The organism is Thermophilibacter sp., assembly GCF_966187215.1.
Window position 1 is genome coordinate 47,002 of the sequence record NZ_CBIFYV010000055.1, and the last position, 13,136, is coordinate 60,137.

Annotated in this window: 9 protein-coding genes; 6 read left to right on the top strand and 3 right to left on the bottom strand. The window is 68.3% G+C overall.

Features of this window, described 5'->3' with window-relative positions; translation table 11 throughout:
* Nucleotides 1-348 precede the first annotated feature (348 nt).
* Entirely contained in the window at nucleotides 349-1,395 is a 1,047-nt protein-coding gene (locus tag ACWTSU_RS04915; protein WP_455138764.1) for a hypothetical protein, read from the top strand.
* 243 nt (nucleotides 1,396-1,638) lie between these two features.
* On the opposite strand, the gene ACWTSU_RS04920 is transcribed toward ACWTSU_RS04915, so the two are convergent.
* The gene (locus tag ACWTSU_RS04920; protein WP_455138765.1) at nucleotides 1,639-2,874 is read right to left on the bottom strand and encodes an MFS transporter; all 1,236 of its coding nucleotides are present in this window, start codon (nucleotides 2,872-2,874) and stop codon (nucleotides 1,639-1,641) included.
* A 248-nt stretch (nucleotides 2,875-3,122) separates the two neighbouring features.
* Here ACWTSU_RS04920 and ACWTSU_RS04925 point away from each other — a divergent pair, with 248 nt between their 5' ends.
* The 3 genes from ACWTSU_RS04925 (at nucleotide 3,123) to ACWTSU_RS04935 (ending at nucleotide 7,542) form a co-directional block, all read left to right on the top strand.
* Nucleotides 3,123-5,585, top strand: coding sequence for a glycoside hydrolase family 3 C-terminal domain-containing protein (locus tag ACWTSU_RS04925; protein WP_455138766.1), 2,463 nt, complete (start codon nucleotides 3,123-3,125; stop codon nucleotides 5,583-5,585).
* 1 nt (nucleotide 5,586) lies between these two features.
* Nucleotides 5,587-6,087 (top strand): GtrA family protein, encoded by a 501-nt coding sequence (locus ACWTSU_RS04930; protein ID WP_455138767.1) that lies wholly within the window; start codon nucleotides 5,587-5,589, stop codon nucleotides 6,085-6,087.
* 81 nt (nucleotides 6,088-6,168) lie between these two features.
* On the top strand, nucleotides 6,169-7,542 hold the full coding sequence (locus ACWTSU_RS04935) for an ATP-binding protein (protein ID WP_455138768.1): 1,374 nt from the start codon (nucleotides 6,169-6,171) through the stop codon (nucleotides 7,540-7,542).
* 1 nt (nucleotide 7,543) lies between these two features.
* On the opposite strand, the gene ACWTSU_RS04940 is transcribed toward ACWTSU_RS04935, so the two are convergent.
* Together ACWTSU_RS04940 and ACWTSU_RS04945 are read right to left on the bottom strand one after the other, a co-directional pair.
* Nucleotides 7,544-8,863, bottom strand: coding sequence for an ATP-binding protein (locus ACWTSU_RS04940; RefSeq protein ID WP_455138769.1), 1,320 nt, complete (start codon nucleotides 8,861-8,863; stop codon nucleotides 7,544-7,546).
* Complete coding sequence (locus ACWTSU_RS04945) at nucleotides 8,860-9,570, bottom strand: LytR/AlgR family response regulator transcription factor (RefSeq protein WP_455138770.1); 711 nt, start codon at nucleotides 9,568-9,570, stop codon at nucleotides 8,860-8,862. Before ACWTSU_RS04945 ends, ACWTSU_RS04940 begins: the two co-directional genes overlap by 4 nt.
* 451 nt (nucleotides 9,571-10,021) lie before the next feature.
* On the opposite strand from ACWTSU_RS04945, the gene ACWTSU_RS04950 reads away from it, so the two are divergent.
* Complete coding sequence (locus tag ACWTSU_RS04950) at nucleotides 10,022-10,480, top strand: hypothetical protein (protein ID WP_455138771.1); 459 nt, start codon at nucleotides 10,022-10,024, stop codon at nucleotides 10,478-10,480.
* Between the two features lie 87 nt (nucleotides 10,481-10,567).
* A complete protein-coding gene (locus tag ACWTSU_RS04955; RefSeq protein ID WP_455138772.1) occupies nucleotides 10,568-13,042 on the top strand; it encodes a glycoside hydrolase family 3 N-terminal domain-containing protein in 2,475 nt (824 codons plus the stop codon).
* The last annotated feature ends 94 nt before the right edge of the window (nucleotides 13,043-13,136 follow it).

Here is a 13,136-nt window from a genome sequence, read left to right on the forward strand (position 1 = left end):
AAGGACAGGTGCGGCTTCCTGACGGTTCCGACGCCCGCAGACCCCGAGCCGCCAGAGATGCGTCGCGGCATCAGGCAGCTACGGGTCAGCTAACGGTAACCCTCTAAAACCGCGCTTACCGCCGGCCCGCAACTGCCGGTGGCGCGTCCCATGCGTCCGCTCGCGGATCGGCTGTCGCTGCGCGATGCGCGCCGACGATCCTGCGCGCCTGCATGTTGCGATCCTGACCTGTGGACCAACCGACCCGTCCCGGAATCGCACCGATTCGTCCCGCCCGCGCACACCGCGCACCGCTCCCGCGAACCGGCGCCATGGGGGAGAATGGACGCCCTCGAGGACGGGAGGCCCATGAGCGCGCTTGTTGACGAGAAGGTCGCGGGTCTGCTCGCCCAGGCGGCGGAGCAGGGCCGTTGCTACGCTCCCGCGGGCGAGGACTCCGAGCGCGTGCGTCGCGCCCTGCTGCGCCGGGTGGAGACGGGAACGGTGGTCTCGCCGGCTCGCGGGCTGTTCGTCTCGGCGTGCGTCTGGGCGGGCCTCAAGGAGGACGCGCAGACCCTGCTCGTGGCGCGCTCCCTTCAGGACCGGCACCCGGACTGGGTGTTCTGCGGTCCCACGGCCGCGGTGGCGTATGGGCTGGACGTCTCGTTCGCGCTGCTGGAGCGCGTCCACGTTGCCGTGCTGCCGTCCCGTTGCGGCTCGGACGAGTCGATCGTGCTCCGGCACGGCGTGCTCCGGTCGGACGGCGGTGGCATCGAGGTCGCCGCCGGTCTTCGCGTGACGCCGCCGCTGCAGACGGTCCTCGACACGGCGCGCTGGGCGGACTTCCCGCGGGCCCTGGGGGTCATGGACTCGGCGCTGCGGACGGGGCTCGCGCAACGCGTGGAGCTCGAGGCGTTTCTCACCGCCGCGGGCGCCCGGCCGCGCGGCATGGACGTCGCCCGGTCCGCGCTCTCGTGGGCCGACCCGCGCAGCGAGAACGGGGGCGAGTCCATCGCGCGCGGTCGCATGCTCAGCCTGGGGTTCGCGCGGCCGGAGCTGCAAGTGGAGGTGCCACGCGTGGTCGAGTGCGGCGCCCCGTATCGGGCCGACTTTTGCTGGGTGCGCGCGGACGGCTCGGTCATCCTGGGCGAGCTGGACGGGACGGGGAAGTACGTGGAGGAGGACCTCATGGGCGGGCGGAGCCTCGGGGAGGTGCTCTCCGACGAGAACGTGCGCGGCTCGCGCTTCACGCTCTATGACGTGGCGCTGGTTCGCTTTGGTTTTTCTCTGACGGAGGATCCGGCAGCGTTCGCGGCCCTTCTCGACGAGTACGGGGTTCCGCGGCGGGGGTCGGCGCTCGCGCTGCCGGACGGGGTGCGGCGGCTTCCTGACTGGGCGGCGCTGCGGAGGAGGTGATGTGGCATTGACATGCGGGATACGGACGGTCTGTGGGGTCATTTCGTCAGGACGCCGCACGCTCACGTTTGATGCGCGGCGTCCTGACAGACGGGACGAGAAAACCGTCAGGTTCCCGCACCTCTTTGAACGAGATGCGGGAACCTGACGGTTTTCTCGTCCCAGAGTGTCATAAAGCCGCACGGCGAGAAAAACGAGGCCGAGAAGCGCGTGGCCGAGAAGCCCGTCGCCCGCCCGCCGCCGCTACGCCGTGCGCTCCGGCACGCGCAGCATCACCACGAAGCCGACCACGAACAGCAGCGAGATCGACAGCACGCCCAGGCTCGCGTTGCCGGTGAGCGCCGTGAGCGTGCCCACCAGAAACGTGCCCATGATGGCCGCGTACTTGCCGAAGATGTCGAAGAACCCGAAGTACTCGTTGGCGCGCTCCTTGGGCGCCAGCTTGCCGAACTCGCTGCGGCTGAGCGCCTGGATGCCGCCCTGGAACATGCCCACCAGGATGGCCAGGAACCAGAACTCGACGGCCGAGCGCAGGAAGAACGCCGCGAACAGCGTGATCCCGAAGTACGCCGCGATGGCCACCAGGAGCATCCGCCGCGTGCCGAAGCGCGTGGACAGCCGCCCGTAGATGATCGCGCTCGGGAACGCCACGAACTGCGTCACCAGAAGCGCCAGCACCAGCTGCGTGGAGTCGATCCCCAGGTCGGTGCCGTAGCTCGTGGACAGCTTGATGATCGTGTGCACGCCGTCGATGTAGAAGAAGTACGCGATCATGTAGTAGCGCACGGCCTTGTTGGCCCAGATCTCGCGCACGGTGGCGCCCAGGCCCGAGAGCGCGCGGCTCACGGCGTGCGGCGCGCGCGGCTTGTAGTGCACCTGCCGCACGTTGCGCATCAGTGGCACCGTGAAGGCCACCCACCAGGCCGCCGTGATCACGAAGGCGATGAGCATCGCGGTCTGCATGGTGATGCCCAGCGCGTCGGCGCCCAGCACCACGCCCAGACACGCGATGAACGGCACGCAGCTGCCCACGTATCCCCACGCGTAGCCCTGGCTGGAGACCTCGTCCATGCGCTCGTCGGTGGTGGTGTCCACCAGCAGCGCGTCGTAGAAGACCATCGAGGAGTTGAGCGCCACCGACGAGATCACGTAGATGACGAGGAACGCCAGCGCCGTCTGCACGAGGCCCATGGCCACGCACGCCACCGCGCCCGTGCCCACGCACCCGGCAATGAAGCGCTTCTTCATGCCCTGCATGTCGGCGATCGAGCCGAGCACGGGCATGAGCAGCGCGATGATCAGCGACGCCACGGTCTCGGCGTAGCTCCAGGCAACGACCACCGAGCCGCCGCCCTCGCGCTCGGCGAGGTAGTTGAAGTAGATGGGGATGACGCTCGTGGCGAGAAGGACCAGGGCGGAGTTGCCCACGTCGTAGACGATCCAGCTCTTCTCGGCGCGCGTCAGCTTCTGCTGGGACATGGCACACCTTCCTCGATTCCGCACAACTCCTCAATTCTAGGCGTCCGGGCCGCGTGGCGGGAGCGCGCGAGGTAAGGAGTGGGTCAGGGTCGCCGCGGCGAGAAGGGCGAGAAGGCCGCGAGCCCCACCGCCCGCCGTCCGGCCCGACCGGAGGCGCCGGCGGGCGCGCGGTTCGCGCCGCCCCGCCCCGCCGCGGCGCCCGCGCTGCTACCGTTCAGGGTAGCGAACCCATCGGCCACGGAGGTGCCATGAGACACGCCGACCTCATCGCCCGCATGACGCTCGAGCAGAAGTGCGCGCTGCTCTCGGGCGAGACCGAGTTCACCACGCGCGCCTACCCCGCGCTCGGCATCCCCGCGCTGCGCTTCTCCGACGGCCCCTCGGGCCTGCGCAAGCAGGCGGGCGCGGCCGACCACCTGGGCCTCAACCCGTCGGAGCCCGCCACGTGCTTCCCCACCTCCGCCACGATGGCGCAGAGCTGGGACCCGGCCCTGCTGGAGCGTGAGGGCGCCGCGATGGGGGAGGAGGCCGCCGCCCAGGGCGTGAACGTCCTGCTCGGCCCCGGCCTCAACACCAAGCGCAACCCGCTGTGCGGCCGCAACTTCGAGTACTACTCCGAGGACCCGCTGCTGTCGGGCGCGCTGGCGACGGGGTTCGTGCGGGGCGTGCAGAGTCGCGGCGTGGCCGCCTGCCCCAAGCACTTCGCCGCCAACAGCCAGGAGACCAACCGCATGACGAGCGACTCGGTCCTCGACGAGCGCACGCTGCGCGAGCTCTACCTCTCGGGCTTCGAGCGCGTGGTGCGCGAGGCGCGGCCCCGCACGATCATGACCTCCTACAACCTGGTCAACGGCACCTACGCCAACGAGAACCGCCATCTGCTCCAGGACGTCCTGCGCGACGAGTGGGGCTTCGACGGCGCGGTGGTCACCGACTGGGGCGGCTCCAACGACCACGTGGCCGGCGTCGCGGCCGGCTCCACGTTCGAGATGCCCAACCCCGGCGCCGACTCGGTGCTCGAGCTCGCGGCCGCCGTGCGCGACGGGCGCCTTCCCGAGGACGTGCTCGACGCGCGCGTGGACGAGGCGCTCGAGCTGATTCTCGCGACCGACCCAGCCGCGCATGCCGGCACCACCTTCGACGCCGAGGCCCACCACGCCCTCGCGCGCGAGGCCGCGGCGCGCTGCGCGGTGCTGCTCAAGAACGAGGGCGACCTGCTGCCGCTCGCCGCCCGCGCGCGCGTGGCCGCGATCGGCGACCTCGCGCGCACCCCGCGCTACCAGGGCGCCGGCTCGTCGGCCGTCAATGCGACGCGCGTGGAGTCCGTGCTCGACGCGATCGGCGAGACGGACCTCGAACTCGTGGGCTTCGAGCCGGGGTACCGCCGCGACGGCGTCCCCGACGCGGCGCTCGCGGCCGACGCGGCCCGCCTCGCGGCACGCGCCGACGTGGCCGTGGTCTGCCTGGGGCTCACCGAGGCCCAGGAGAGCGAGGGCGTGGACCGGCTCGACATGCGCCTGAACGACAACCAGGTCGCGCTTCTCGCCGAGGTGGCGCGCGCCAACCCGCGCACGGTGGTGCTGCTCTCGGCGGGCGCCCCGGTCGAGGTGCCCTGGCTGGACGACGCGGCCGCGCTCGTGCTGCTGGGCCTCGGCGGCCAGGCGGGCGGGGCGGCCGCGCTCGACGTGCTCACGGGGCGGGTGTGCCCCTCCGGGCGCCTGGCCGAGACCTGGCCGGTGCGCTACGAGGACGTGCCGGGCGCGGAGCGCTACCCTGCGCGCGGCCGCGTGGCCGAGTACCGCGAGGGACCGTACGTGGGCTACCGCTACTTCGACACCGTGGGCGAGCCGGTGGCGTTCCCGTTCGGCTTCGGCCTCTCGTACGCGAGCTTCTCGTATCCCGGGCCCGGCCTCGAGCTCGGCGAGCTGGGCGACGACGGCATCCCGTCCGAGGTCAGCCTCACGGTCGCCAACGACGGCTCCGTCCGCGGGGCCGAGGTCGTCCAGCTCTACGTGGCGCGGCGCGACCGGGCGGTGTTCGGCCCGCTGCAGCAGCTCGCCGGCTTCGCTCGCGTCGAGCTGGATCCCGGGGAGTCGGTGCGCGTCACGGTGCGCGTGGACCGGCGCGCCTTCGAGCACTGGAACGTCCGGACCGGGCGCTGGGAGGTCGAGGGCGGCCGCTGGGAGCTGCGCGCGGGGGCCTCGAGCCGCGACGTGCGCCTCGTGCGCGCGATTGAGCTCGCCGGCACCGGGGCGCCCGACCCGTACCGAGGGCTCGACCTCGGGCCCTACCACACGGGCAAGGTGCGCTCGGTGGGAGACGGCCCCTTCGCGGCGCTGCTCGGCCACGAGCCGCCCGACGGGCGCGTGCGCGTCGACCGCAACCTGACGCTCGGCGAGCTCGGCCACGGGAGAAGCCCGATCGGCTGGGCCATCGGCGCCGTGGTGCGCGGCCTCTGGCGGCGCAGCCTCGCGAGCGGCCGGCCCGACCTCAACGTGGCGTTCGTCCACGGCATGCCGCTGCGGGCCATAGCCAAGATGACGGGCGGGCGCGTGAGCATGGGGATGGTCGACGCCATCGTCTGCGAGCTGCGCGGCTTCTGGGTGGTGGGCCTCGTGCGCCTCGTCGGCGCCGCCGCGGCCTACGCCGTGCGCTCCGCGCGGCTGCGCGCGCTTCTCGCCCGGCAGGACGGCGACGAGGGGAGGGCCTAGCATGGGAGTCTTCGGGAGCTGGCGCGAGCGCCACCCGGACCTCTGGGAGTTCGTGCTGTTCAACGTCTTGTCCAACGTCTCGACCATCACGCGCCTCGTGGCCACGTGGGTGGGCACGGCCGTGTTCGTGGGGGCGCTTGGGATCACTGAGCCCTTCTCGCTGCTGCTGTTTGACTACAGCGCGCCCGGCTCCGGCGGGCTTGGCGCCTTCCTCACCTTCCTCGTGGCCGAGGTGCTCGCGCAGGCGGTCAACTTCGTGGTGCAGAAGCGCTGGGTGTTCCGGAGCGACGCGTCCTTCTCGACCGCCGCGCCGCGCTTCGTCGCGCTGGCCGTGGTCATCGTGGTGGTGAACCTCGTGCTGCCCGGGCGCGTGACGGCGCTGTGCCAGGGCTGGGGCCTGGACGCGGGCGTGGCGGCCACGGTGGCGAGCGTGGTGAACACGCTGCTCGCCGTGGTGGTGAGCTACCCGCTGCTCAAGTTCTGGGTGATGCCGTCGAGGTAGGCGCGCTTCCACGAACTTCTCGCCAATGGCGAGAAGTAATCTGCTAAACTTCTCGTCAACGACGAGAAGTTTGGAGGCCGTATGTCCCCGACAAGTCAGGACTACGCCGCCCTCGTTCAGGAGGCGCGCGCCTTTGTCATCCCCGAGACCGTCGAGCGCACGGACGTGGTGGGGAGCCTGCCCGAACCCGCGCCCTTCAATCTCGTCCACATCATCACCGGCATTCGTCGCTGCGGCAAGACGTTCCTCGCGTTTCAGCTCATCAATCGGCTGCTCGCCGCCGGGGTCTCTCGCGATCGCATTCTCTACTTCAACTTTGCCGACGACAGGCTCCGCCCGGCCCCGTCCACGCTGCTTTCCGACGTGGTCGAGGAGTGGTGGCGACAGGTGCCGGTCGCGCGTCGCGAGGGCTGCTACCTCTTCCTCGACGAGGTCCAGGAGGCCGATGACTGGCAGGGCTTCTGCCAGCGTGTCGCGGAGCACGAGCGCGTGACGCTCGTCATCACGGGTTCGTCCTCGAAGCTCTCGGCTGACGAGATCGCGTCTCGCTTCCGCGGCCGTTCGCTCGAGCACCCGCTGGGCCCGCTCTCGTTTCGGGAGTTCTGCGCCTTCCAGGGTGTCGAGGCCCCTCCGTCGGACGAGCTCGCGCGCGTGGGCGCGGTCTCGCCGCAAGTGCGGGTCGAGCTCGAGGCCGCCTATGACCGCTACCTCGTCATCGGAGGCTTTCCCGGCGTTCAGCGCATGAGCGCGGGGGAACGCATCGCGCTCCTTCAGTCGTATCTGCGCGACGTGACGGCGCGGGACGTCGTCGAGCGCTACGAGCGGGTGGGCATCGCGCTCGCCAACCAGATCGCGCTCTTCGGTCTTCGCAACACGGGTTGCGAGCTGTCCGTCAACAACCTCGTCGACTCATTACGGGCGGTCGGCTACCGGACGTCGTGGGAGACGGTCAGCGAGACGGTGCGCCTCTTCTGCCAGGCCCACCTGCTCACGCTCCTACCCGAGTACGCCACGTCGCTCGCGCCCAGCACGACGGCCGCGAGCAAGGTCTATGCGGTCGATGCGGGCATGGCGTACGCCTGCTCGCGAGCCAACCAGCAGGATCTGGGAAAGCGTCTCGAGACGGCGGTCTTCGCGGAGCTTCTTCGCAGGACGGGATCGGGAAGGGCCGAGACGGTCACGTCCTACACGGTGCCCGGTGCACGTCGCGAGAAGGTTGACTTTCTCGTTGGCGATGCCCTCGCTTCGGAGCCCTATGAGCTCATACAGGTAACAGCGGGCATGGGGTCTCCCAGGACGCGCAATCGCGAGCTCGGATCGCTCGGGGCCGCGATGGAGCGAACGGGGCTCAGCGAGGGCACGGTGATCTCGCTGCGTGAGGAGGGGGAGGTCGACTTGGGTTCCGGTCGGCGCGTGCATGTGGTTCCCGCCTGGAAATGGAGCCTGTGCCGCTGACTCACGCGCGCGGGTCGGCGAGAAGGACGTTGAGGTAGAAGACGCCGTCCTGCGCCCCGGCGTGCAGCGAGCCGCCGTAGCGCCGCGCGATCGCGCGCATGGAGCGCACGCCGAAGCCGTGGTTGGCCGTGTCGGCCTTGGTGGTGAGCGGCAGCCCCTCGGCGGAGAAGCGCGGCTCGGCGGCGCAGCAGTTCTCCACGCTCACGGCCACCATGTTGCCGCGCCGCCGCACCGAGATCGAGATGGCGCGCCGCTCCGGGTCGGCCACGGCGCGCGCGGCCTCGATCGCGTTGTCGAGCGCGTTGCCAAAGAGCGCGTAGATGTCGGCCGGCGCCATGAAGCCGAGCGCCGCGCCGTCGGCCACCACCGTGAGCACGATGCCCTCGCCCGAGCAGGTGAGGCCCTTCTCGGTGAGGATGGTGTCCAGAGCCTCGTTGCCGGTCTCGACGGACGAGTCGTAGACGTCAACCTCGCGCGCGATGTCGGCGAGCACGGCGCCGTCCACGGCCGCGCCGCCGTCGGCGAGCTGGCGGATCTGGTGGCGGATGTCGTGGCACTTGATGTTGATGGCCTCGATGTTCTCGCGGGAGAGGCGGTACTGGCGCTCGCGCTCGGCGAGCAGCCGCTCGGTCTCGGCGCGCTCGTCGTCCGCGTGCTTGGCGTAGAGCAGCTCGTACTCGGCGAAGAGTACGAACACGCAGACGATGGGGTGCACGAGGCGCAGCAGCACGAGGTAGCGGAAGGGGATGCCCACGAGGGTGACGCTCTTGATGAGGATGTCGAATCCGATGACCGTGACGACCACGACGGCGAACATAGAGAGCATAAGGCGGTTCTCGACGTCGAGCAGGCCCTTTACGGTGACACGACGGACGAAGAGCCAGTAGCCGCCCAGGTAGACTGCGAGCGGCACACCGACGGTGATGAGGCTCGCGACCGGCTCGTCGGGTATCGCGAGCGCTCGGCCAGTGACGAGCATCTTCGTCAGCAGCAGGACGCCGCTCGCGATGTTCTGCAACGTGTAGGCCGCGGTGGCGCAGAACAGCGCCGTCCACGGGCGCACGTCGAAGACGAAGAGGACCGCGCCAACGAAGACGGCGAGCAGCGCCGAGAAGACCACGAAGGACTCAAGCGTCCCCAGTCCCGTAACGGCTCCTGTCGCGAGCGGAGCGACCGTCAGGGCGAGCAGCGCGACGAGCACGGCACCCGCGCGTAGGGCGGTGCGCGAGCGTCTCGGCAATCGCAGACAGAGAAGGACCAGCGGCACCAGCAGCTGCACGAGCGGCTCGAGTGACCACCACTGCGCAAGAAACGTGTTCACCTGCGACCACCCAGGTAGTCCGTTACGGCGTCCAATACCTCGCGTTTGCGAGATCGTGATATGCGCAGCACCTCGCCGTTCGACATTTGGAGGCCCTGTCCGCGCACGAGCGAGACCTTGTCCATGTTGGCGATGCAACTCTTGGCCACGCGCACGACGGGCGCGCCGGCGAGTTCCTCCTCGAGCTGGCCGAGAGACCCGCGCGTCTCGAGCTGCGCGTCGCTCTCGAGATGGTAGGTGAGACGGTGTCCCGTTACCTCCACGTAGACGATTGAACTGAGGGGGACCACGCGAAGCCCGTCCTCGGTGGGTACCATGACGGAGCGACCAGCGTTCTGGCGGATCGAGCGCATCACCCGGTCGAGGTTGAGCGAGAGGTTGCCCCAGGTCACGGGTTTGACGATGAAACCGGTGGCGCCGACCTCGTAGCCCTTGACCGCGTACTGGGCGAGGTTGGTCACGAAGACGATCGGTGTCACCTCGTCGAAGAGGCGCATGAGCTGCGCAGCTTCCATGCCGTTGATTCCGGGCAGGTTGATGTCAAGCAGGACGAGGTCGTAGCGCGCTTTCTCGGAGAGCATGTCCATGGCAGACCTGAGCCAGGTGACCTGGAAGGTCTCGTTGTGGGCCTCTCCGTAGCGACGCACGTAGCTGATGAGGCGCTCTGCCTCCTCCGCCTCGTCCTCGACGATGAGCGTGTGAATCATCCCGGTCTCTTCCCGTGGTCCTGTGGCCCCAGCATCCCCTCTCGATCATACCGTTTCGCGCCTACGGCCCCGACATGACCGTCTGCCGGTGCGGGGGACGGCCAAGAGGGTCGACCGACGACCGGACAGGACGGGCTGATGACACTTCAGGACGTGGGGCGGGGCGCCTCGCGTCGCGGCAGCTCCCGGTTGATGTGCCTGGGATATCTAAACCAACCGCAGCTCAGACGTGTAGTTCAAGCATGATGTTAGTCCATATGTACCTCATGTGTGCGCTTGCGGGAGCTGACTCGGGGATACTACCGTCGCTCGGCGCCCGCCCGTGACCACACAGGACACGCCGCGGACGTTTCAGGTCAAAGTTCCCGGTCCGGGGCGGGACCGTACTTGAATGGAGCCACGACAAGAGGGCTCGTCCGATATCGGCGGGCATGCCCAGGGAGGAGAAGTCATGAAGAAGCAGTTCCTTGTGGTCGGCGCCCTTGCATGCGCACTGAGCGCGCCGCTGATCGGCTGCGACGGTGGCCAGGCGGCCACACCGAACACCACGGGTGACGACGCCACCACCTCGCAGTCGGGCGGATTCGACGCGTTTGCCGCCTACTGGGGACAGTGGCGTGGCTCGGTCTCGACGACGGGGAACACGATCTATGGGAACACGTCTGCCAAGGAGCAGATGCTCGACATCAACCTCGAGCAGGACGGCACCTGCACCGTGGAGCCGCTCGAGGCCCATGCCGACCTGCCCTCGGACGAGGGCACCTGGGAGGGCACGGAGTCTGAGATCACGCTGCACCTCTCAAGCGGTGACATTGCACTTACGGTCGTTGACCAGGCGACTCTCGAGGGCAACGCCGCAGACTTTGGCATCGCCGACTTCGACACCATCCAGTTCGACTTCTACGGCTAGCGAGATGAGACAGCGGGGGCGGGCCTCGTCGCGGCCCTCCGGACGGCCGCGCCCCGTCCCCAGAGAGCGCAATACAGAGGAGGAGTCATGAGAGGTATCACACGCAGGGGCTTTTTGGCCACGTCAGCCGTCGCGGCGGGACTCATGGGCCTCGCGGGCTGCAGCGAACAGGGCGCCCCGTCGGGGAGCGAGCTGGCCGCGCCGTCGGCGGACTCTTACCCGATCGACCCCGACGGCACTGACATCAAGGCAAAGTGGAGCTCCGAGACCCTCCGAGACGGCTGGACGCGCGCCACAAACCCGGAGGGATACCCCGAGATCGGCGTTATGGACACGGCTCGCATCATCCAGGTTGACGGGTACGCGTTCCGTGACATGAACGGCAACGGCAAGCTTGACCTGTGGGAGGACTGGCGCCAGCCGGTTGACGACCGAGCGCGCGCCCTCGCTGACAGTCTGAGCGCCGAGGATATCTTCCCGCTGCTGTTCCATGGTGGCGCCTCGTCCGGCACGGGCGACGACCCCGATGCCATGGATTGGTTGGAGGCGGGCTCGCGCGCCGGCGTCACGCGCTTCCAGCCCGACATCGAGTCCTACGGCACGCATGTCGCATGGATCAACGAGGTCCAGGAGGTCTGCGAGAAGAGCAAGAACGGCATCCCGTACCTTAACTCGACCGACCCGTACTACACCTTTGAGATTCCGCCGGTCTACGGCCTGGCGGCGGCGATGGACCCGGACGTCTGGCGCAAGGCGGGCATGTGGCTCTCACGCGCCTGGCGCTCCGCGGGCATTCGCCTCGAGCTCGGCCCCCAGATCGACGTCTACTCCGAGCCGACGGGCGAGCGCCTCTCGGGCTCGGTCTCCGAGGACCCCGCCGTCAACCGTGACTTTGTCAAGGCGTTTGGCGCGGGAATGCAGTCGACGTGGGGTGACGACGAGGCGACCGACGATCAGGGCTGGGGCAGTGAGTCATGCGCAATCATGATCAAGCACTTCGTCGGCGAGGGTAGCCCCGAAGGTGGCCGCGGCGACCACTACGAGTCGGGGAAGTGGAACGTGTTCCCGGGCTCGAACTTCAACGCTCACCTCATCCCGTTTCTCGATGGCGGCCTGCACCTCGACTCCAAGACGGGTGAGGCTGCGGGCATGATGCCCTGCTACGGCATCGCGTATGACCCCAACGAGCCCGACGCCCTCGGAGAGTACGTGGGCTCCTCGTACTCGGACCACAATGTCTCGATTTTGCGCAACCTCGGCTATGACGGCATGCTCTGCACCGACTGGGGCATCCTCGAGACGCTACCCAACGGCGTCAAGGACCTCACGGTCGCCGAGCGCTTCGCCAAGCTGATGGACAACAGCATCTCTCAGCACGGCGGAAGCTTCCAGCCCGAGGTGGCCGCCGAGGCATACCAGATTATGGTGGATGAGCAGGGCGAGGAGCAGGCGCTCGCCACCCTTCGCGAGAATGCCCGCAGGCTCTTTAGGACCGAGATCTTGGTCGACCTCTTTGACCAGCCCTATTCGGACCGCACGGCTGCCAAGGAGGTCTTCGAGAGCGAAGCGGCCGCCGCGTTTGGCGCCGATGCCTCCGACAAGTGTGTTGTCATGCTCAAGAACGCCGGTGGGACCATCTCGGAGGCTGGTCTGGGCGACAAGCCGAAGGTCTACGTGCCCCTGTCCTTCTCACCCTCGCAGGTGGTGTGGGAGAACGTTGATCCGGTGAACAAGCCCGCCTCGGTCTATCTGGACTTCGACGAAGGCGTGCTCAACGAGAATTTCACGCTCGTGACCGACGAGGTCGGAGACCCCACCGGCGCTCCGTTCGACGGCGAGACCGAGAACCAGTACCAGGAGTCGGATATCATCCGCCGCACGGATTTCTCGGACGTGAAACTCGCGATCATCAAGATCGAGAACCCCAACGACGCCTACCAGGGTGCCGAGGGCAACGATCTCGAGAACTGGTTGTCGGGCGAGAACATCACGTATCGGCCCATCTCGCTTCAGTATCGTCCCTACACCGCCGACAACGAGTACGTCCGCAAGGAGTCCCTCAACCCCGAGGACGAGTTTGGCACCTATGAGAACCGCTCGGTGTACGGTCAGTCCACCTACGCGCTCAACGAGGCGTCGCTCGACCTGGTCATGCAGACAAAGGCTGCCCTCCCCGAGGACGCCAAGCTCATCCTCATTATCAACGCCGACCGGCCCATGGTCTTCTCGGAGATCGAGCCGTACGCGGACGTGATCCTCATGGGCTGGAGGAACCCGATGTTCGGCTTCTCCGGTATTAGTGACGCCGCGTTCGTACGTGTCATCACCGGTCAGTCCGAACCGTACGGCGTGCTTGCCCACCAGCAGCCAGCAAGCATGGACGAGGTCTACAAGCAGCTCGAGGACGTGCCGCGCGACATGGAGCCCTACACGGACTCCGAGGGCAACACCTACGACTTCTGCTTCGGCCTCAACTGGTCCGGCGTGATCGATGACGAGCGCACGCAGACCTACAAGGCCAACCCGCTCACCGAGCCCGAGACCGAGGTCGTCCGCTCCTAGTCCTTCCCCGGCGGACAGCCCCTCCCCCCACAGGGGGAGCGCACCCACGTCTTTTTGGTTGTGTTAATATTTTCTAAGGGGGGGTTGTTTTTTG